The sequence below is a fragment of the Bacillus sp. FSL R5-0603 genome (assembly GCF_038050295.1).
Classification (GTDB): domain Bacteria; phylum Bacillota; class Bacilli; order Bacillales; family Bacillaceae; genus Bacillus; species Bacillus subtilis.
Genome location: NZ_JBBOYP010000001.1, coordinates 3770248 through 3791586, shown reverse-complemented (window position 1 = coordinate 3791586; position 21339 = coordinate 3770248). Strand labels below are relative to the sequence as shown.

20 protein-coding genes and 1 pseudogene are annotated in these 21339 nt (G+C 46.0%); 10 read left to right on the top strand and 11 right to left on the bottom strand.

Annotated features, from left to right (window positions below):
• Positions 1–51: 51 nt before the first annotated feature.
• The 3 genes from sacY to epr all read right to left on the bottom strand — a co-directional run bounded on the left by sacY (position 52) and on the right by epr (position 4692).
• Positions 52–894 (bottom strand): transcription antiterminator SacY, encoded by an 843-nt coding sequence (gene sacY / locus NYE56_RS19505; protein ID WP_003244589.1) that lies wholly within the window; start codon positions 892–894, stop codon positions 52–54.
• A 53-nt stretch (positions 895–947) separates the two neighbouring features.
• Positions 948–2327, bottom strand: a complete 1380-nt coding sequence (gene sacX / locus NYE56_RS19500; protein ID WP_341284273.1) for a SacY negative regulator SacX — start codon at positions 2325–2327, stop codon at positions 948–950.
• A 427-nt stretch (positions 2328–2754) separates the two neighbouring features.
• A complete protein-coding gene (gene epr / locus NYE56_RS19495) occupies positions 2755–4692 on the bottom strand; it encodes a minor protease Epr (protein WP_341284272.1) in 1938 nt (645 codons plus the stop codon).
• Positions 4693–4919: 227 nt separating this feature from the next.
• Here epr and celB point away from each other — a divergent pair.
• Positions 4920–6255: pseudogene (gene celB / locus NYE56_RS19490) on the top strand (PTS cellobiose transporter subunit IIC).
• A 46-nt stretch (positions 6256–6301) separates the two neighbouring features.
• Here celB and glxA read toward each other — a convergent pair.
• Entirely contained in the window at positions 6302–6682 is a 381-nt protein-coding gene (gene glxA, locus NYE56_RS19485) for a glyoxalase GlxA (RefSeq protein WP_003227362.1), read from the bottom strand.
• A 120-nt stretch (positions 6683–6802) separates the two neighbouring features.
• Here glxA and NYE56_RS19480 point away from each other — a divergent pair, with 120 nt between their 5' ends.
• Positions 6803–7990 (top strand): class I SAM-dependent rRNA methyltransferase, encoded by a 1188-nt coding sequence (locus tag NYE56_RS19480; protein ID WP_341284271.1) that lies wholly within the window; start codon positions 6803–6805, stop codon positions 7988–7990.
• 34 nt (positions 7991–8024) lie between these two features.
• Here NYE56_RS19480 and NYE56_RS19475 read toward each other — a convergent pair whose 3' ends face one another.
• The 4 genes from NYE56_RS19475 to NYE56_RS19460 form a co-directional block, all read right to left on the bottom strand.
• Positions 8025–8222: a YwbE family protein gene (locus tag NYE56_RS19475; protein ID WP_003227367.1), complete on the bottom strand. Its 198-nt coding sequence runs from the start codon at positions 8220–8222 to the stop codon at positions 8025–8027.
• A 33-nt stretch (positions 8223–8255) separates the two neighbouring features.
• Complete coding sequence (locus tag NYE56_RS19470; RefSeq protein WP_341284270.1) at positions 8256–9458, bottom strand: MFS transporter; 1203 nt, start codon at positions 9456–9458, stop codon at positions 8256–8258.
• A 103-nt stretch (positions 9459–9561) separates the two neighbouring features.
• A complete protein-coding gene (locus NYE56_RS19465; RefSeq protein ID WP_003227371.1) occupies positions 9562–10239 on the bottom strand; it encodes a CidB/LrgB family autolysis modulator in 678 nt (225 codons plus the stop codon).
• Positions 10221–10607: a CidA/LrgA family holin-like protein gene (locus NYE56_RS19460; protein WP_133954696.1), complete on the bottom strand. Its 387-nt coding sequence runs from the start codon at positions 10605–10607 to the stop codon at positions 10221–10223. Before NYE56_RS19460 ends, NYE56_RS19465 begins: the two co-directional genes overlap by 19 nt.
• A gap of 105 nt (positions 10608–10712) precedes the next feature.
• Here NYE56_RS19460 and cidR point away from each other — a divergent pair, with 105 nt between their 5' ends.
• The 7 genes from cidR to NYE56_RS19425 all read left to right on the top strand — a co-directional run bounded on the left by cidR (position 10713) and on the right by NYE56_RS19425 (position 17827).
• Positions 10713–11618 carry a cidABC operon transcriptional activator CidR gene (cidR, locus tag NYE56_RS19455; protein WP_341284269.1) on the top strand — a complete coding sequence of 302 codons (906 nt, stop codon included), beginning with the start codon at positions 10713–10715 and terminating at the stop codon, positions 11616–11618.
• A gap of 7 nt (positions 11619–11625) precedes the next feature.
• Positions 11626–12444 carry a hydroxyethylthiazole kinase gene (thiM, locus tag NYE56_RS19450; RefSeq protein WP_341284268.1) on the top strand — a complete coding sequence of 273 codons (819 nt, stop codon included), beginning with the start codon at positions 11626–11628 and terminating at the stop codon, positions 12442–12444.
• Complete coding sequence (gene thiE, locus NYE56_RS19445; RefSeq protein WP_326208879.1) at positions 12441–13109, top strand: thiamine phosphate synthase; 669 nt, start codon at positions 12441–12443, stop codon at positions 13107–13109. Before thiM ends, thiE begins: the two co-directional genes overlap by 4 nt.
• A gap of 157 nt (positions 13110–13266) precedes the next feature.
• Positions 13267–14712: a ferrous ion permease EfeU gene (gene efeU / locus NYE56_RS19440; RefSeq protein WP_341284267.1), complete on the top strand. Its 1446-nt coding sequence runs from the start codon at positions 13267–13269 to the stop codon at positions 14710–14712.
• Complete coding sequence (efeM, locus tag NYE56_RS19435) at positions 14709–15866, top strand: iron uptake system lipoprotein EfeM (RefSeq protein WP_086344465.1); 1158 nt, start codon at positions 14709–14711, stop codon at positions 15864–15866. The genes efeU and efeM overlap by 4 nt, the downstream gene beginning before the upstream one ends.
• An 18-nt stretch (positions 15867–15884) precedes the next feature.
• Positions 15885–17135, top strand: coding sequence for an iron uptake transporter deferrochelatase/peroxidase subunit (gene efeB / locus NYE56_RS19430; protein ID WP_341284266.1), 1251 nt, complete (start codon positions 15885–15887; stop codon positions 17133–17135).
• Between the two features lie 89 nt (positions 17136–17224).
• Complete coding sequence (locus NYE56_RS19425) at positions 17225–17827, top strand: DsbA family oxidoreductase (protein ID WP_014481274.1); 603 nt, start codon at positions 17225–17227, stop codon at positions 17825–17827.
• Between the two features lie 30 nt (positions 17828–17857).
• Here NYE56_RS19425 and NYE56_RS19420 read toward each other — a convergent pair whose 3' ends face one another.
• From NYE56_RS19420 to slrA, 3 genes are all read right to left on the bottom strand, one after another.
• Complete coding sequence (locus NYE56_RS19420) at positions 17858–19399, bottom strand: solute symporter family protein (protein ID WP_003227390.1); 1542 nt, start codon at positions 19397–19399, stop codon at positions 17858–17860.
• Entirely contained in the window at positions 19396–19704 is a 309-nt protein-coding gene (locus NYE56_RS19415; RefSeq protein WP_268555997.1) for a DUF485 domain-containing protein, read from the bottom strand. The genes NYE56_RS19420 and NYE56_RS19415 overlap by 4 nt, the downstream gene beginning before the upstream one ends.
• A gap of 444 nt (positions 19705–20148) precedes the next feature.
• Positions 20149–20307, bottom strand: a complete 159-nt coding sequence (gene slrA / locus NYE56_RS19410; protein WP_003243648.1) for a transcriptional regulator SlrA — start codon at positions 20305–20307, stop codon at positions 20149–20151.
• Between the two features lie 354 nt (positions 20308–20661).
• On the opposite strand from slrA, the gene slrC reads away from it, so the two are divergent.
• Positions 20662–21333, top strand: coding sequence for a transcriptional regulator SlrC (gene slrC, locus NYE56_RS19405; RefSeq protein ID WP_326208869.1), 672 nt, complete (start codon positions 20662–20664; stop codon positions 21331–21333).
• Positions 21334–21339: the final 6 nt, after the last annotated feature.

Here is a 21339-nt window from a genome sequence, read left to right as displayed (position 1 = left end):
ATCAGATAAAAAAAACGCTTTTGAGATGATCAAAAGCGTTTTTTGTTTGTCTCAGCGTGCGACTGACCGTTGGTAGAACCGCTGAATATGCATGGCGATGTAGCACAATTCTTTTTCAGGAAACTCAAAGCCGTATTCCTTCTTCACAAAGGTGCCAATGCTTAGGGCACACAGGAAGGCATCCTTAAACTTCTCTTTAATGATGTCGATCATTTCTGCGTCCAGCTCGTAAATGGATTCGCCTGCTTTGATATGCTGAATGGCAAAGCGGAGATGGGTCACAAGCCGTTCATAAGAGATGGTATCTTCAACGATATTAATAGACAGTTGAATTTCGATAATCTCGATAATATCACGGATCATTGTTGTAATATCAAGCGTTTGTGTCATATCGCCGGCATTGTTTCTTGCTGTGTGGATATGCATGGCGATATTGCCGATTTCATCATCAGGAATGTGAATCCCCAGTTTATCTTTAATCAGTGCTCTGGCCCATAAGCCGATCTGGAACTCCTTTGGATAAAGGACTTTGATTTCATTCAGCAGCGGATTTTTGATAACCATCCCATTGCTCAGGCGTTCAATCGCAAAAGAAAGATGGTCTGAAAAAGCGACATGAATGCGCTCGTTGATTTTGATGTTCAGCTCTTTTTCGGCATGAGAGATAATTTGCTCAGAAATCTGAATGTGGTCTTCAGGCAATGTTTCTAAAATCTCTTCGAACTGCTTATAGTCAGGTGTATCTTTTCTGATAAAGGTTTTTTCTATTTTTGACGGATCGACAATATCATTCTTCTTTTTGTTAAACGCAATTCCTGCACCCAAGAGAATCTTCTCTTCATTTTGATCCTTTACGACGATAGCATTATGATTTAAGATTCTTTTAATTTTCATAGCTTTTTTGTCCTTTCATCCCCCGTTTTATGAATGAAAACGAATAAATCCAGTTATTCTGTCTCTTCTTTAAACCCGAGAAACAATGTAGCTATAAAAGCAGAGACGGCTGCGATCAAGAAACCGATCATATAATGAACAAAATTCGCGGCGCCAAACGGCAGCACGATTGAAATCATCGGAATGCCTGTCAGTCCGTAGGAATTTGCCACAACTTGTACCGCAACCACGTATGCTCCGCCAATAGCACCGCCGATGGCTGCTCCGATAAAGGGACGGATCAATTTGAGATTTACCCCGAATACAATCGGCTCAACAATGCCTAAAAACGCGGTCAGAGAAGCGGGGAGCGCAATTTTTTTCAGGCTTGATTGTTTCGTTTTGAGGAATACCGCAAGCCCCGCTCCGCCTTGGGCCACATTCGCCATCGACCATATCGGCACTAAAAAGTTGACACCGACATGCGGATTAGCAAGCAGCGTTGCCTCAATTGCATAAAAGCTATGATGCAATCCAGATAGGACGATGGTGGAGTAGATGCCGCCGAAAAGAGCTCCGGCGGCAATGCCGGCGTGATCATAAATATAGACTATAGATTGTGTCATGATCTGGCCGATGATGGACGCGGCGGGATTCATCACAATCAGTGCGAGGCATCCTGTCACCATGACCGTAATAAAGGGAATGATCACGACATCAAGCGACTTCGGCACAATCGATTTTAATAGCTTCTCAATTTTGCTCATGACAAAAACGGAAAGAAGAATCGGTATCATGGAACCCTGATAGCCCATCATTGGGATATGAAGCCCCCATATGTCTAAAGAAGACGGGGTTTTGCTGCCGAGCATAGACGGGTCCAGCAGATCAGGATGCGTCAAAAGCCCTGCAATCACTGCCCCTAGGTATGGGTTGCTGCCAAATTGCCGTGCAGCACTGAAGCCGACTAAAATCGGCAGTAAAATAAAGGCTGTGCTGGACACGAGGTCGAGCATTTTAATCCATGGGCTGCCGGCAGCGAACCAATGAAACACCTTAATCATGCCGATCAGCCCCATGAGCAGGCCGCTTGCTGTTATTGCCGGAATAATCGGCACAAAAATATCGGACAGTGTTTTCGCAAAAGCTGCGGCAGGGTTCAGCTTCCGGCTGGCTTTTTTCTGGTGGACAGGCTCTTCAGAAGGCGCGGTCTCCCATACATGAACGACTTCTTTATATATTTTGTTGACGACGCCTGCTCCGAAGATAATCTGGAAAAGCCCATAGCGGAAAAAGGTGCCCTGCACACCTTGCAGGTTCTCAATGGCATGTATATCAATTTTCGTCTCGTCCTTTACATCAAAACGAAGACGAGTCGTACAATGGCTGATGCTAATAATATTGTTTTTTCCTCCTGCGAGCAACAATAATTCTTTTGCAATCTCTTTCTGCAAGCAATCAAAACCTCCTTTGCTGAAGAAAAGTCGGCTTGTTCATCGTATCAAATGAAAAGTTGACAATCAAAATGAAAAAAGTGAGAAATACCGGCTGAAAATGACAAAAATGCCCGCGTCGACGACGGAGCATGAGAATAGGGGGTTGTCCAAGGCGCCGTTATGAGCCCAACACGAAAAGAAGAGTTAAAATGCCCTGCTTTTTAGGCACTAATACTCCCTTTGCATCATTGGGTCTTGCCTGCCTGCCCAGTCACAATCCCGCCATATGTGGTGATAACTGTAATAACGTTCATTTTATGCTGTTCATGGTTGTATAGCAATAGTATGAAAAGCCTGTACAATAGATGGGAAAAAGGTTGTGTTCGATGTTCTTAGAATGTAAAAAACCTTTAAGACCTGGAATGCAAGTCTTAAAGGTTTTTGGTTACTTTTTCGGTTTGACGGCGTTCAGCCGTTTTTGCAGCTTTGTTTTTTCATTGGATGCTTTTAATTGATTCACTGCAGACTGAGCGGATGTCTTTGATTTCTTTGTTTTGTCTTTTTCCGCTTTCTTCACTTTTGCCTTTGCAGTTTCCACTTTTTTTGCTTCAGCCGCCGCCACCTTTTTCTTCACTTTGTCTAACCGTTTTTGCAATGCCGTTTTGTCCTTGCCTGATTGAAGCTGATTGACGGCTGATTGTGCTTTTGCCGCATTTGCATCAGTTGATTTCTTTTCAGCCGCAGATACGGATTGCTGTGCCGTCTTCAAATTGGTGCTCTTCACTTTGTTAAGGCGTTTCTGCAGGGACGTTTTTTCTGAACTTGCAGGCAGCTTGCCAATTGCTGATTGTGCGCTGTCCACATCTGTTTTCTTTTTGCTTTTTTCCGCTTTCGCAACTTTGTCTTTCGCTTGCTTTGACGCGATGTATCGTTTTACTTGGTCTAAGCGTTTTTGAAGGTTCTTTTTGTCTGTTCCGTTTGGCAGCTTGTTGATGGCAGTTTCTGCTGTATCAACGGTTTGCTGTGTTTTATATTTTTCTGCCTTTGCGACTTTGTCTTTCGCATCTTTTACATTTCTGTATGACTGTACTTTATCCAGTCTTTTGTGCAGGGCAGTTTTGGCGTCGGAGCCCGGCAGCTGGCTGATGAGTTCTCGCGCTTTGTTGATATCGGTTTGTGCTTTTGTTTGTTCCGCTTTTTTCACCGCTTGCTCTGCTGCCGCGTACGCTGAATCTGTTGCCTGTGCTTTATACTGGATTAAGCCGTAGCCAAATTGCTGATCGCGGCCTGCGGTACCAAGATCAACGATGTTTTTCCGCATTTCCTCGCGAAGCTGGACGTTTGTCTCGGCAGGATCACGCTGTTTTAACAAAGCAAACATGGCAGCGGCGTGCGGTGTCGCTTGGGATGTTCCGCTTCCCGTTGCATAGTACTGGTTTAAGTAAGTGCTTGTGATGTTTGTCCCCGGCGCTGAAAATTCAACTTCATCTCCAGTTGTTGAGAAGGAGGCAAGCTGATTCTTTTCGTTTGTTGCTGAAACCGCAACGACACTGCTGTATGCCGCCGGATAATTCACTGGGTTGCCGTTTCCGTCGTTACCGCTTGCGGCAACAAGCAGAACGCCTTGCTCATATGCTTTGTTCACGGCGTCATGAAGGATTTTGCTGTCTGACGTCGTGCCAAGGCTCATATTGACGATGTCCATCCCGTTTGCGATCGACCAGTCAATTCCTTGGAGAAGACTTTGAAGATCCCCCGAGCCGTTCTGATCAAGCGCTTTAACCGCGTATATTTGTGCTTCCGGTGCGATGCCGTCAATTCCGTAGCCGTTATGCTTGGCTCCGATAATCCCTGCGACATGTGTTCCGTGGCCGTTATCATCTTTGGAAGAGGAGGTATAACTGACAGCTGAATACCCGCCGGCAATCGACAGGTCATCGTGGGGGGAGATTCCGCTGTCAATGACGGCAATTTTGATATTTTTTCCTGTCAGTCCTGCCTTCCAAGCCTGTTTCACCTGAATGGGCTCAAGGTTCCATTGCTCAAAGTTGTCAGAGGTGTCAGTGCCGTCTGACAGCACTTTGAAATCCATGCTGTCTGCTGCGGTAAATGATACGTTGTTTTCTACATACAAAATATCAGGATCCTGCTTTAATTCTTTTACTGTCTCCTGGTCTGCTGTGACCGCTACCGCGGGAAGATGCTTATACTGCTGTTCAACATCAGCATCACTGTCCAGGATGGTTTCCTTACCGGCCTTGTTTTTATAAACCACAATAACCTCTTTCTCACTGTTGTTTTGCGCATGAGCGAGAGGGCCTATGGTGAGAAAACTGAAAAACAGAGTGACTGATACAACAAGTTTGCAAGACATGTTTTTCATGGTTCATCTCCTTTTTCTATGATGTTTGATATATATATCGGAGAAAAAAAGAGAGATTAATAGTAAGAAGGAAAAAATTTTTCATGGGCAGGGTTGTTTAGCAAAATGCAGATTTTTTCCGCATGAAGAGGAAATTTTCCAAATGAATTTGTAAGCGTTTTCAAAATAAGATAAAGAAAACATTGCGAAGGTTGTTCACAAAGCAATGAGAAAAGGGGGCTTTTAAGATGAGCACATTCACTCGGGTGATGGAGGAAAAAATAATGCCTGTCGCCGGGAAAATTGCCGGGCAGCGGCATCTCAGCGCCTTGCGTGACGGAATTATCCTGACCATGCCGCTGATTATTATCGGGTCTGTCTTCTTGATTTTAACGAGCCTGCCGATTCCGGGGTATGCTGATTTCATGGCGAGTGTGTTTGGGAAAGAGTGGGCTGATAAGCTCGGATATCCTGTTAACGCTTCGTTTGATATTATGGCGATGATTGCCGCTTTTGGGATCGCCTATCGGCTGGCAGAAAGCTATGGTGTCGATGCCCTTTCTGCCGGAGCGATTTCAATTGCCGCATTTCTGCTGGCAACGCCGTTTGAGGTGCCGTTTACACCGGGTGGCTCAACGGAACCCATCATGGTAGGGGGCGGAATCCCGATCACGCTGCTCGGCAGCAAGGGCCTATTTGTCGCCATGCTGATCGCCTTGTTTTCAACCGAAATCTATCGGTACATTATTCAAAAAAATATCGTCTTCAAAATGCCAGACGGTGTGCCGCCTGCGGTAAGCAAATCGTTTGTCGCGCTGATTCCCGGCTTTATCATTGTGTTTCTTGTGTGGCTGGCGCGCCTTCTGATTGAAATGACACCTTTTCAGAGTCTGCACAATGTCGTAGGAGACCTGCTTGGCACACCGCTTTCCATCCTTGGCGGCAGTCTCGGCGGAAGCCTGATCGCTGAATTTGTGCAGATGCTGCTTTGGTCGTGCGGGATTCACGGGGCTTCCATCATTGGCGGAATCATGGCGCCGATTTGGTACGGCGCGATGGATGCCAACCGTCTTGCCTTCCAAGCGGGCGAGGCGCTGCCGAGTATTTTTACGACTCAGTTCTTTCAAATTTGGATCAATGTCGGCGGGAGCGGGGCGACGCTGGCGCTTGTCCTGACGATGCTTGTGCGCTCCCGGAGCAAACAAATGAAGCAGCTTGGACGATTAGGAATCGGCCCTGCGCTATTTAATATCAACGAGCCGATCATTTTCGGCATGCCGATTGTCATGAATCCGCTCCTTATTGTCCCATTTATCATCGCACCGCTCCTCACGATTACCGCGACTTATATCGGCATGAGCACCGGGCTGGTGGCAAGACCGGCCGGAATCGCGGTGCCGTGGACGATGCCGCCACTCATATCAGGTTACCTGGCGACAGGCGGAAAGGTGTCGGGAGCCGTTATGCAACTGGTGAATCTGCTGATCACCTGTGCCATCTACTATCCGTTTTTCAGAATATGGGATCATCAAAAATGGCGGGAAGAGAGTGCGGTTGAATCTGGGGGATAAAAATGTGATGTGATGTAAGTGTTTAAATAATAAAAAAGCAGCGTTATGCTGCTTTTTTATTACCGCTGAAAGAACTCAATCCACTCACCGTCAGGGCCTTCGATATAGAAATAACGGTATCCGTTAGGAAGTGTTGTGATCTCCTCGTCGATAAATTTTGCGTTCATTTTTTCCGCTTTTGTATATTCAGCCGCGATGTCATCAGTCAGCAGGGCAATGTGGTGCACTTTTCCTTCAGCGGGAAGCTCGCTGCTGTAGCCTTGAATCAGTTCAATTTCTGTTTCCGGGCCGTCTTCAAAGCCAAGAAATGCAAGCTCGATTACACCGTTCGTGTGTGTGATGCGATCCTTCAATTTCATGCCGAGTACCTCTTCATAAAATGTGATGGACGCGTTAATATCTCTTACCATGATGCCTGTATGGTCAATTCGTTTTGGCATGCTGCTCCTCCTCGAAACTCTTTTTGTCTATCGTAGAAAAACCTTTCCTTTCTGTCAATGCAGACATCTTGGCGTTTTGTGGTACGATAAGAGAAAGCAAACAGAAAGAGGACGACATATATGAAGCTACTCACCCTAAAGAAAGCACACGCTGCCAAAATCAAAAAAGGCTATCCCCTTATCGAAAAAGAAGCTCTCGCAGGGAGTGCGGGGCACATGAAAGAAGGAGACCTCGTTGATATCGTGTCTGAGAGCGGCGAGTTTCTCGCGCGGGGCTATTATGGCCTGCAAAACAAAGGGGTCGGCTGGACGCTTACCCGCAATAAACATGAACAGGTTGACCAGGCATTTTTTCTCACCAAATTAACAAAAGCGGCCCAAGCGCGCGCCAAACTATTTGAGGCTCAAGATACAACAGCTTTCCGCCTGTTCAACGGTGAGGGTGACGGTGTCGGCGGCGTCACCATCGACTATTATGACGGCTACCTGCTGATTCAATGGTACAGCAAGGGAATTTACACCTTTAAAGACATGCTGATTTCCGCATTGGATGAGATGGATCTTGATTATAAAGCGATTTACGAGAAGAAACGCTTCGACACAGCTGGACAATACGTTGAAGATGATGACTTCGTGAAAGGGAGAAGAGGCGAGTTCCCGATCATCATCCAGGAGAATGGCATTCAATACGCGGTGGATCTGAATGAAGGCGCCATGACGGGCATCTTTTTGGATCAGAGACATGTGCGCAAGGCGATCAGAGACCGCTATGCAAAAGGGAAAACCGTTTTAAATACGTTTTCTTATACGGGTGCATTCTCCGTGGCAGCGGCGCTTGGCGGAGCGGAGAAAACAACAAGCGTCGACGTGGCAAACCGAAGTCTGGCCAAAACGATCGAGCAATTCAGCGTGAACAAGCTGGATTACGAAGCGCACGACATTAAAGTGATGGACGTTTTTAACTATTTTTCATATGCTGCAAAAAAGGATTTGCGCTTTGATCTGATTATTCTCGATCCGCCTTCCTTTGCGCGCACAAAAAAACGCACCTTCAGCGCGGCCAAGGATTATAAAAACCTGCTGAAGGAAACGATCGCCATCACTGCTGACAAGGGTGTCATTGTTGCCTCTACAAACAGCAGCGCCTTTGGCATGAAGAAATTCAAAGGCTTTATCGATGCCGCATTTAAAGAAAAAAACGAACGCTACACCATCATTGAGGAATTTACGCTGCCGGAGGATTTCAAAACGATTTCGGCATTTCCTGAAGGCAACTACCTGAAAGTGGTCCTTCTGCAGAAAAAATAATGAAAAAGCTGCCCTGTTCAGGGGCAGCTTTTTTTTATGTAGAAATGATCTGCTGGACGCGGCCGATGCGGCCATCTTCAAGACGGACCTTAATGCCATGCGGATGAAAGTTTGATTTCGTCAAAATATCCTTCACTGTCCCTCTCGTCAGTTTTCCTGTTTTTTGATCTGCTTTCAATACAATATCAACCTGCAACCCTTTCGAAATGCTGTTTCGCTCTTGCCCGTTCATAACGCACATCCTTTCTTTTGTTCATTATAGTCATTATGGTTTAAAAGTAACAGCCGGCTGATGAAGTGTATTTTTGTTTTTTTCAGCCTTCATTAAATATAATGTCAGGCCAAAGCCTGCTATGCTCAGAATGCCGAAAAGCAAATAGACTGCGAAGATCGACACGTAGTCAAAAATGTACCCGCCTGCAAATGTGCAGAACCAGTTGCCGAACCCGTTGCCGATGGCGGCGTACATGGTCAGCGCCGTCGCTTCAACGTGTCTAGGGGTAATCTTTTTCACATATTGAAGCGCTGCCGGGATAAATAAACCGATGGCCACTCCCTGAAGAAAGACCGTCGCATAAATGATCCATAGTGAAGGCGCCGTGAAATAGAGTGCCCACCTGAATAATGAGACTCCGCCTGACAGCATAATGACGTTGAGCAGCCCCATTTTATCTATAAATGTTTGGGCGAATCTCATAAATGGAATTTCTGAAATGACACCGATGAAAAATAAAATGCCGATAGCGGAAAGTGACGCGCCGCTTTTGTCCAGAAAAAGACTGAAATACGTATTGTTCGCTAAGTTTGGAGCAAATGTCGTAAAGGTGATGATCATAAAGATGAGGAAAGTTTTGTTGCTGATAAGCTCCCGGAATCCTTTGCGGATATTGACCTTTGTTGTTGTTTTCTGCTGGCCGGGCATTTGTGAAGCCAATATGGCAGCAATGCACAGAAAGGCACAGCCAAAGATAAAGATCACGTGAATGGGGTACAGCCGGTTCGTCACCTGTCCCATGGCAAACACCGCGATACCGAAGCCGAGAGAACCAAACAGGCGGATTCCGCCGTAGTTGCCGTTTGTTTCTTGTGTGTACCTTAGTGAAATGCTGTCCGAAAGTGGAATAATCGTGCTTTGAAAGGCTGCAAAACAGGCCGCAATCAAAATAAACAGAGGGAAACTGTCAAATGCTATATAGGCTAATCCAATGATGCCTGTGATTGATGTGCAAACCGCCAGCAGGCCTTTCGTTTTTTGCGTATAGTCGCTCAGCATGCCCCAAAACGGCTGAAAGAAAATCATCACAATCGGGCCCAGCGACATGATCAAGCCGACCTGTGATCCGCTTAAATGCTGTTCCTTCGTTAAATACATACTGAGTAAGGGAATTATGCTGCCCGTACCGAGAAAAGCAAACAAATAAAATCCTTTTAACGCGGCGTAATGCCGCCTCACCTGCAAGTTGTGCATCAGGGTGCCTCCTTTGGTATCCACAAATACATTATATTGGAATTCGCCAGCTTTTCAATAAGGGGAAGCACATAAAAAAAACTGTCCTCGAGAGGACAGTTTTTTACATAAATGAAAGTAAAAACGGCGCCGCGCAAAGCGTCATAATCGCAGCTAAGATCATCGACACACTGGAAATCGTGCCGGACACAGAGCTGAGCTCAAATGCTTTAGACGTTCCCGCTCCGTGTGCGCTTGTGCCGAGCAGCACGCCCCGCGCAATTTCGTTATCAATGCGGAAATAACGGATGACCATCGGGCCAATCACTGTGCCGAGCAAAGCGGTTAAAATCACAAACACGGCTGTGACGGCAGGCATACCGCCGATCATTTCAGATACGTTCATCGCGATCGGCGTTGTCACTGATCTTGGGACGAGGCTGTCAATTAAGCCGGTGCCGAGGTGAAGCCATTTCGCAATAAGAGCGGTAGAAATAATCGCGATACATGAACCGACGGCCACATTCAAAATAATTTCCACTGCGTATTTCTTTAAAACAGGGAAATATTTATATAGCGGGATCGCGAATGCCACGGTGGCCGGCTGTAGCATATCGGTCAGCAATCCGCCGCCGAGATTATAGGACTCGTACGGGACATTCACCAGCAGCAGCAGACCGACTAACACAGCGGGCGTCACCAATAGCGGCGACGTATAAACACGCGGAAAGCGTTGATATACCTTTTTTGCTCCTAAATACACCAAAACCGTTAAAAACAAACTTACAATTCCGATGAACACGTATGTTTTTTCTCCTTTCTCTTTGCAATGAGTTGTGTAAGCGTTCCTGTAGACACCATCACGACAAACGTGCTGATGATGACAACAAGCAGAATGCTGACACCAAATTTCGACATAATGTCTCCGTATTCAATCACTCCGACGGCAGACGGGATAAAAAATAAAAGCAGCTCCCCGAGAAGCCACGCTGCACCAAGCTCGATCCATTCAAGCTTGATAATGTTAAAGTGCAATAATGTGAAAAGAATCACAATCCCTATTATACTGCCGGGAATATTTATATGAAGAAGGGCTGTCGCCCAATTAATCAGCCGAGCAAATATAAATAACAGAGCGATTTGAATAACGGTTAGCAACAGTTTTTTCATATTGATGCCTCCCTTATATACTTATTGTACATAAGGTCTCGCTATAGGTAAAATATATATTAAGAATAAGAAGTATTCCTTTTGTCTATAGAAAGGGTGAAGCACATGGATATCCGCCATTTAACATATTTCTTGGAAGTCGCCCGTTTAAAAAGTTTTACGAAGGCTTCCCAATCCCTTTATGTTTCTCAGCCGACGATATCAAAAATGATCAAAAATTTAGAAGAAGAGCTCGGAATTGAACTGTTTTACCGAAACGGCAGGCAGGTGGAACTGACTGATGCCGGTCATAGCATGTATGTGCAGGCGCAGGAAATCATTAAATCATTTCAAAACCTGACGTCAGAATTAAATGATATTATGGAAGTCAAGAAAGGGCACGTACGGATTGGACTGCCGCCGATGATCGGATCGGGGTTTTTCCCGAGAGTGCTCGGCGATTTCCGTGAAAACTATCCGAATGTCACCTTTCAGCTAGTCGAAGACGGTTCTATAAAAGTCCAAGAAGGTGTCGGGGACGGCTCTCTTGATATCGGCGTTGTGGTCCTTCCCGCAAACGAAGATATCTTTCATTCGTTTACAATCGTAAAAGAAACCTTAATGCTTGTCGTTCACCCTTCCCACCGGCTGGCTGATGAGAAAGAATGTCAGCTGCGTGAGTTGAAGGACGAGCCTTTTATTTTCTTCAGGGAGGATTTTGTCCTGCACAACCGAATTATGACGGAATGTATCAAGGCTGGGTTCCGGCCCCATATCATTTATGAAACATCACAATGGGATTTTATTAGTGAGATGGTATCAGCCAACCTTGGGATCGGGCTTTTGCCGGAACGGATCTGCCGCGGCCTTGACCCGGAAAAAGTGAAAGTCATTCCGCTTGTCGATCCGGTCATCCCTTGGCACCTCGCCATTATTTGGAGAAAGGACCGGTACTTGTCGTTTGCGGCCAGAGCTTGGCTCGAACATACGAAATCGTATTTATGGGCCCCGAAAAAAGATAGTAAAGGATGATGCAAACATGGATGCACAATCAGCAGCAAAATGTCTTACTGCTGTCCGCCGGCATAGCCCACTGGTGCATAGCATAACCAACAATGTCGTAACGAATTTCACAGCAAACGGCCTGCTCGCGCTCGGCGCATCGCCCGTTATGGCATACGCGAAAGAAGAGGTCGCCGATATGGCGAAGATTGCGGGTGCACTCGTTTTAAATATCGGAACGCTGAGCAAGGAGTCAGTCGAAGCGATGATCATCGCGGGAAAATCAGCTAATGAACATGGCGTTCCCGTCATTCTTGATCCTGTCGGTGCCGGAGCAACACCGTTCCGCACTGAATCGGCACGTGACATCATTCGTGAGGTACGCCTTGCTGCAATCAGAGGAAATGCGGCGGAAATTGCCCATACCGTCGGCGTGACCGATTGGCTGATCAAAGGTGTTGATGCGGGTGAAGGTGGAGGCGACATCATCCGGCTGGCTCAGCAGGCGGCACAAAAGCTAAACACGGTCATTGCGATAACTGGTGAAGTTGATGTCATAGCCGACACGTCACATGTATACACCCTTCATAACGGCCACAAGCTGCTGACAAAAGTGACAGGCGCCGGTTGCCTGCTGACTTCCATCGTCGGTGCGTTTTGCGCTGTGGAAGAAAATCCATTGTTTGCTGCTATTGCGGCCATTTCTTCGTATGGGGTCGCCGCTCAGCTTGCCGCACAGCAGACGGCTGGCCAAGGCCCTGGAAGCTTTCAGGTTGAATTGCTGAACAAGCTTTCAACTGTTACTGAACAAGACGTCCAAGATTGGGCGACTATAGAAAGGGTGACTGTCTCATGACTCGTATTTCTCGGGAAATGATGAAAGAGTTATTATCTGTTTACTTCATTATGGGGTCAAACAATACGAAAGCCGACCCTGTTACAGTTGTACAAAAAGCGTTAAAAGGCGGTGCCACCCTGTATCAGTTCCGTGAAAAAGACGGGGATGCGCTGACAGGAGAGGCTCGGATTGAATTTGCTGAAAAAGCGCAGGCAGCCTGCCGTGAAGCTGGTGTTCCGTTCATTGTCAATGATGATGTGGAATTGGCTCTGAAGCTGAGAGCTGACGGTATCCACATCGGCCAGGAAGACGCAAACGCGAAAGAGGTAAGAGCTGCCATAGGTGATATGATTCTCGGCGTTTCCGCCCATACGATGTCTGAGGTGAAGCAAGCCGAAGAAGACGGAGCGGATTATGTCGGGCTTGGGCCGATCTATCCGACTGAAACGAAAAAAGATACGAGAGCGGTACAAGGGGTATCTCTTATTGAAGCAGTCCGCCGCCAAGGCATCAGCATTCCAATTGTCGGCATCGGCGGCATCACAATAGATAATGCCGCACCTGTTATCCAAGCGGGGGCCGATGGCGTCAGTATGATCAGCGCCATCAGTCAGGCGGAGGATCCTGAGAGTGCTGCACGCAAGTTTCGGGAGGAAATTCAAACGTATAAAACAGGAAGATAATCGTTCATCTTTCTTCAAAAAGCTGTTCTGTAAAAGGACAGCTTTTTTTGCTTTACATCAAGGTTTTCAGACCTTCAAATTTTAATTGACAAAGGACAGGAACTGGCTATGATTATGTTATACAATGATAATCATTTTCAGTTATAGGAGGAACATGATGGCTCGGGGGCTGGCACTTATTTTATTCAGCTTGTTGATGGTTTTCGGTTCTGCGGCACAAGCGGAAGATGATCCGATCGCTGCATTAATTCAATTAAACAAGCAAATGATCAAATCCGTACAAGACGGAGATATAGACTTGGCACAGCAAACGTTTGAAACCTTTAAGACGAAGTGGAAAAAAGAAGAACCTTCTATTAAAAAGGAAAACCTTTCTTCTCACAGTGAAATGGACGCGAATATCGCGATGATTTCTCTTTCTTTTATCAATCAAGACGCAGGTAAGCTCAAAACACAGCTTAAAGAGCTTTCGTCTCATTTAGAAACCTATCAGCAGGCTGTCGTGCTGAAAAAGACATCCTCAGGTCAATCAAGGGCGTCCTTAACAGCCTATATACACAGCTTGAAAGACACAAAACAGTTAATAGAAAAAAAACAATTGGATGAAGCGTCATCCTCAATCGACAATTTAGTTACATCCTGGCTCGCCGTTGAGGGAGACGTCGTGTCCCAATCGAAAGAAGCCTATACGACATCAGAGGAAAATCTGGCGCTGATGAAAGCTGAGATCGGCAGCCATCCCGAAAAGGTATCAAAGCAAATTGACGAAATGATTCAATTGCTCGAGCCGATCGCTTCAAGCAGCTACAGCTGGTGGGATGCGGCGCTGATCCCCATTCGTGAAGGAATGGAGGCCCTCCTTGTCATCGGAGCGCTATTAACCATGACAAAAAAAGCACGGGTCACGCGCTCCTCGGCATGGATCTGGGGCGGGGCGTCCGCCGGCATGTCTGTTTCCTTAGCAGCCGGCATCGGTGTCACGGTTCTGTTCTCCTCCAGTGTATTCGGAGAAAACAATTTCTTGCTTGGCGGCGTTACCGGCGTACTGTCTGCTGTCATGCTTTTGTATGTCGGGGTGTGGCTGCACAGAAACGCCTCAATGGATAAATGGAGAGAAAAAATCAATATCCAGAAGTCACAGGCACTAAAAAAACGAAGCCTGCTTTCCTTTGCGCTCATTGCATTTCTGGCAGTTGTAAGAGAAGGTCTCGAAACGGTCATCTTTTTCATCGGGCTTGTCGGGAAGCTCCCGCTCACTGAACTGATCGGCGGAACTGCCGCAGGACTTATCGTTCTCGTCATCGTCGGTGTTCTGATGATCAAGCTCGGAATGCGCATTCCATTGAAGCCGTTTTTTCTTCTATCAATGGCGGTTGTCCTGTATATGTGCGTGAAATTTCTCGGAACCGGCGTTCACAGCCTTCAACTGGCGAGCATTCTTCCGTCTGATGCAGAAAGCTGGCTGCCGTCTGTATCGGTGCTAGGAATTTATCCGTCTGTGTACAGCACGATTCCGCAAATGTTGATTTTACTCTTTTTACTGATTGCGCTTGTTTCAGAAGCGGCAAAACATTTTACAAACAGAAAGGAACTGACAAAATGAATTTCACAAAAATCGCTGTATCAGCCGGATGCATCCTTGCGCTGTGCGCAGGCTGCGGAGCCAACGACACATCTTCAACCAAAGAAAAAGCTTCATCTGAAAAAAGCGGGGTCACTAAAGAAATCACCGCATCCGTAAATAAAATGGAAACCATCATTTCCAAGCTGAATGACTCAGCGGAAAAAGGAGACCAAAAAGAGATTGAAAAGAAGGGGAAAGAGTTAAACAGCTACTGGCTTTCCTTTGAAAACGACATTCGCAGCGACTATCCATTCGAATATACAGAAATCGAAAAACATCTTCAGCCAATCTACACAGAAGCGCAAAAAGACAAACCGGATACAGCAAAAATCAAGACAGAATCCGAGTCACTGAAAGCGTCCTTAGAAGACCTGACAGAAGCGAAGAAGAGCGGCAAAAAGGCTAGCGATCAGCTGGCAAAAGCAGCGGATGAGTATAAAGGCTATGTCAAAAAGCAGAGTGACCAGCTTGTCAAAGCGACTGAAGCATTTACGAGTGCTGTGAAATCCGGCGATATCGAAAAATCCAAAACGTTATATGCGAAAGCGCGTGTTTATTACGAGCGTATCGAACCGATCGCTGAAAGCCTTGGAGATCTTGACCCGAAAATTGATGCTCGAGAAAACGATGTTGAAGAAGGAGACAAATGGACAGGCTTCCATAAGCTTGAGAAGGCCATTTGGAAGGATCAAGATATTTCCGGGGAAAAGGCAACAGCTGACCAGCTTCTCAAGGATGTAAAAGAGCTCGACGGTTCAATTCAATCACTGAAATTAACACCTGAACAAATTGTAGCAGGCGCGATGGAGCTTCTGAACGAAGCCGGGATTTCGAAAATCACGGGAGAAGAAGAGCGCTACTCACGAATCGATTTAGTCGACCTTATGGCAAATGTGGAAGGCTCCGAAGCCGTTTATCAAACAGTGAAAAGCGCGCTTGTAAAAGATCACTCCGACTTGACGGAAAAACTGGATACGGAGTTCAGCGAATTTGAAGTTTTAATGGCAAAATACAAAACAAATGATCAGTCCTATACGTCTTATGATAAATTAAGTGAAAAGCAAATCAGAGAGCTGAGCACTAAGCTGACGACTCTTTCTGAAACCATGTCGAAGATTGCGAATGTGCTATAAAAGGAGTTTTGTAACATCATGAGCGATGAACAAAAAAAGCCAGAACAAATTCACAGACGGGACATTTTAAAATGGGGAGCAATGGCGGGGGCAGCCGTTGCGATCGGTGCCAGCGGACTCGGCGGACTCGCTCCGCTTGTTCAGACCGCGGCTAAGCCATCGAAAAAGGATGAAAAAGAGGATGATCAGGTTGTTCCGTTTTACGGAAAGCATCAGGCCGGAATCACAACTGCCCATCAAACGTATGTCTATTTTGCTGCATTGGATGTAACAGCAAAAGAGAAAAGCGACATCATTACGTTATTTAGAAACTGGACAAGTCTCACACAGATGCTGACATCTGGCAAGAAAATGTCAGCGGAGCAGAGAAATCAATATCTGCCGCCGCAGGATACAGGTGAGTCTGCTGATTTATCCCCTTCCAACTTAACGGTCACATTCGGATTCGGGCCTGGCTTTTTTGAAAAAGACGGAAAGGACCGCTTCGGGCTGAAAAACAAAAAACCGAAGCACCTAGCCGCTCTTCCAGCGATGCCCAATGACAACCTGGATGAAAAGCAGGGAGGCGGGGACATCTGCATTCAAGTGTGTGCAGACGACGAGCAAGTGGCGTTTCACGCGCTGCGTAACCTGCTAAATCAAGCGGTCGGCACTTGTGAGGTCCGCTTTGTGAACAAAGGCTTTTTAAGCGGAGGAAAAAATGGCGAAACACCGCGCAACCTCTTCGGGTTCAAAGATGGAACAGGCAACCAGAGCACGGAGGATGACAGCTTGATGAACTCGATCGTGTGGGTTCAGTCCGGTGAGCCTGACTGGATGACGGGCGGCACCTATATGGCTTTTCGGAAAATCAAAATGTTCCTTGAGATATGGGACCGCTCTTCCCTTAAGGACCAAGAGGATACCTTCGGCCGCAGAAAAAGCTCGGGGGCGCCTTTTGGGAAGAAAAAGGAAACAGATCCCGTGAAGCTGAATCAAATTCCGTCTAATTCACACGTCAGTCTAGCGAAATCTACGGGAAAACAAATTTTGCGAAGAGCTTTCTCTTACACAGAAGGACTTGATCCGAAAACCGGCTATATGGATGCAGGTCTTCTGTTTATCAGTTTTCAAAAAAATCCCGACAATCAGTTTATCCCGATGCTGAAGGCTCTTTCAGCAAAGGATGCGTTAAACGAATATACACAAACAATCGGTTCTGCTTTATATGCATGCCCAGGCGGCTGCAAAAAAGGAGAATATATTGCCCAGCGTTTGCTGGAATCATAAAAGAAGCCTTAATCGGCTTCTTTATTTAAAAAACAGTTGTAACTTTAATTGTTACAGTTTAAAATCAATTTATACGAAAGGAGATTATCATGACAGTACACATTAAAGTTTATTCAGATTACGTTTGCCCATTTTGTTTCGTTGGAAAAGCCGCTTTTGAAGAAGCGATAAAAGGAAAGGATGTTGAAGTCGAGTGGATGCCGTTTGAACTGCGCCCAAGCCCATCTCCTCAGCTTGATCCGGTCAATGATCCTTCCAAACAGTACATGTGGCAGACATCTATTCAGCCAATGGCGGAGAAATTAGGAGTCGAGATCAATTTTCCAAACGTCTCGCCCCATCCGTATACAGACCTCGCGTTTGAAGGCTTCCATTTTGCGAAGGAATACAATAAAGGACATGAATACAACACCCGTGTCTTTCAGGCGTTTTTCCAAGAGGGCCAAAATATCGGCGATATTGACATCTTGACGAAGCTCGCCGAGGAAGTGGGATTAGACGGTGCATCATTCAAATCAGCACTGGAAACAAGAACATATCAGGACGTGCAGCGCCAAGCTTTGAAGCACGCCTATGAAGAGGCTGACATCACAGCCGTTCCAACCTTTATTATCGGCGACACTGTAATTCCAGGTGCTGCCGGCAAGGATGTATTTGAAAAAGCGATTTCTGACGAGCAGAAGAAAAAGTAAGGAAAAAGCTCTCTATAAAGAGAGCTTTTTTTATTCCTGTTCCATATGGACGCCAGTATGCGCCTTCACCTGTATTTCTGCAAACGTATCTTCATCAATTGTTTTATCAGACGACAGCACCGTTCCGAGCCACGCGCCGAGAAAGCCGAGCGGGATGGAAATAATCCCTGGATTAGACAGCGGAATGAGCGGATCACCGGTAAAAATAGCACCTCCGGCCGGGTCCCACACACTAGGGCTCATCGACACCAGCACAAGCGCGCTGATCAGGCCTGTCAGGCTGCCCCATAAAGCGCCTGAGGCATTGAATCGTTTCCAGAAGACTGTAAACACAATCAGCGGAAGGTTTGCGCTGGCGGCTACCGCAAACGCGAGTGCAACAAGGAACGCCACATTTAAGGATTGTGCAAAAATCGCAAGGAGAATCGAGAGTACTGACACGGCGACAGAAGCCCATCTGGCCGCTTTCATCTGTTCTTTTTCAGTTGCTTCTCCCTTTCTGATGATCTGGCTGTAAATATCATGGGCAAATGCTGAGGCGGCAGACAGCACCAACCCTGTCACGACAGCCAAAATGGTGGCAAAGGCGATGGCTGATACAAACGCGAACAGAAAGTCTCCTCCGAGCGCTTTTGCTAAAAGCGGAGCCGCCATATTTCCCGCTTGATCAGCCGCCGTAATCGCGTCAAAACCGACAAATGCCGCGGCACCAAAGCCGAGAAACACCGTCATAATATAAAACACACCGATAATCCATGTCGCTGACACAACGGATGTACGGGCCGTCTTGGCATCCTTAACGGTATAAAACCGGATCAATATATGCGGAAGCCCGGCGGTTCCCAGCACGAGTGCCAAGTTTAACGACAAGGTCTCAAGCGGCACCTTGTATTTATTTCCGGGGTTCAAAAAATCAGCGCCCAGCGGAGTAGCCGTTTTCATCTGTTCAAACATGGTATTAAGGCTAAAGCCGAATTTCGAAAACACGATAATCGAAATCACGAGTGTGCCGGCCATCAGCAAAACGGCTTTAATAATTTGAACCCAGCTTGTCGCGATCATGCCGCCAAACACGACATAAATGGTCATCAGCACTCCGACGATGAGGACAGCCGCGGTATAATCCAGCCCTAGAAGCAGTTTGATCAGCGCGCCCGCCCCCACGAGCTGGGCGATCATATAAAAAGTAGAGATGGCAATGGTATTGAGAGCCGCGACACCGCGGATTTTCTTTTCTTTAAAGCGAGCGGCAATCATGTCTGCCATCGTGTACTTTCCAAGATTCCGAAGCGGCTCCGCCACGATGTACAAGACAACGAGATAAGCCACCAGAAAACCGATGCTGTAAAAGAAGCCATCAAATCCATATAACGCAATCATTCCGGCAATCCCGAGAAACGAGGCGGCAGACATGTAGTCACCGGCAATTGCCAGTCCATTCTGAACGCCGGTGAGCCCGCCGCCCGCCGTATAAAACTCACTCGTCGTTTTCGTCCGCTTCGCGGCAAAATACGTGATAATAAGCGTCAGGCCAACAATCGCCAAAAATAATAAAAAAGCAGTCATATTCATGTCTGTTCACCCTTCAGATCCCCTTTTAAAGCGCTTACATACTGATCGAAATGAGCGGCTCTCCGGGAATACACAGTACTCAGTATCCAGGTCATAGCGAATTGGGCGATGGCGAACAGCCAAGCCCATGAAACAGCTCCAATGGCCGGTGCATTCAAAAAGGTGAAATAAGATGTCAAAACAGGGAGTGAAAAATAAAAGACAAAAAAGAAAATCGCAGAAGGAACAATAAAAGCGCGTTTCTGCTTTAAAAAAGCTTGAAAAGACGGCGTTGCAGCAATCTGTTTATAATCAGCTTTGTACATGGCTTTCCTCCTTTTATTCGCTAAACGTAAGCAAAAAGGTACACCAATAGGTATGTACTGAAAGTCCGATTTATGCGTTGAACAATATCTGGAGGATGAAAAAAGAAGGAAGTCGTGAAGAGGTGAACACAGTGGTCTAAAGACAGGCGAAGGTTTTCAAGCTCGGCCGTGTATAAACGAGTTTGCTTTCAAAACCTCACCGAATGCAGCTTGTTCTCAGCTCAAAGCTGCTGTTTACCAGAGCACGGTTATCATGTTCGCATCACCTCTTTATGACAATGCATGTGCCAAGAGGTGATCGCATCACCGGCTGTCTGTCGTAGTTAGCTGACACACCGTTTGTCCTCAAGCTCAGCGCAGCGATTTGCTTTTGAATAGAGGATATGGTGAAAACTCAGATCAGGTGATAGAAAAGCCAGAGGTAAATAGATCCGCCTGTTCGGACTAGTCTTGCCGGACGGTTTTTTTGTGGTTTTTCTTTCTCGATGCTGTCTCAGATTCTAAAAACTGCCTCACATCATGAATGCCTAATCCAATGGATCTAGCTTCTTGAATTAACATATGCCAACCTTTGTCCAAATCTTTTTTAACATGAGTTTTCATAGTAACCTCCAATTGTATAAAATGTTTTCCTGCAACATGCGGGCAATAAAAGACAAGCCAGCGCGATGATGAGGCGAGTACAACAAATTTCACACATAGTTGCTCGGTGTTCACAAACTGAAGGAAAAACCACCTACCTATTCCCTAAAAAAATGACTAATATAACCAATGGACCTTATTTATAATAATAAACAATTAAATACTGACTGGATAGTATGTAAATGAAAATAAATCATTTAGCCTATTAAAAATGACCCCTGGGAAACCGAATAGCATAACCGTTCAAAGAAATAAATACCGCTAAAGATTGATCCGGTGTAAGATAAGGGTAATCATTACCGCCAGGAGAAAAATATGAAAAAAAACAAATTTCAAATTAAAAGAGAAGCAACATTTGAAAGTTTTATAGACGCTGGCGTGAATTTGTTGATTGACCGAGCGTATGATCCGGTTTCTGTAGAAGATATCAGCAGGGCCGCCGGGTACAGCAAAGGAGCATTTTATGTTCATTTTGTCAGCAAGGACGATTTTCTGCTGTATCTTCTAGAAAAACGTCAGATGAAAAAAAAGATCATTATAGGGTATCTTGATCAAATGGAGCGGGAGTCAGTGAAATCGCTGACATTGGACGAGGCTGCAAAACACGCTGCAGAACTGCTTTATTCCTATTACATAAATAAGCCGTCGTGGGACATCACCTCGTTTGCCATGAACATGCCGACGTATAAAGTCTTAAAGAAATGCAAGGCCTATGTCCGGCTGTACGAATTGTGGGTGGAAGAAAATGTGTTATATATTAAGTGGCTGAAGGAGAGAAAGCTGATTGACACCTGTATTGATCCTGAATATACGGCTAAAATAATATGTGCAGTCCTCGACGGAATCATCAAACAATCATATGTATTGGGCCAGCCGGCCACCTTCCGCAGCTTTTTAGACGCACTCTCGGTATTTTTTACTTTAGACAGAGAGCACGAGAGGCCAAGAATTTTGAAAAGTTTTTCAGAAAGCGAGGAACATCAGTGAAGTATA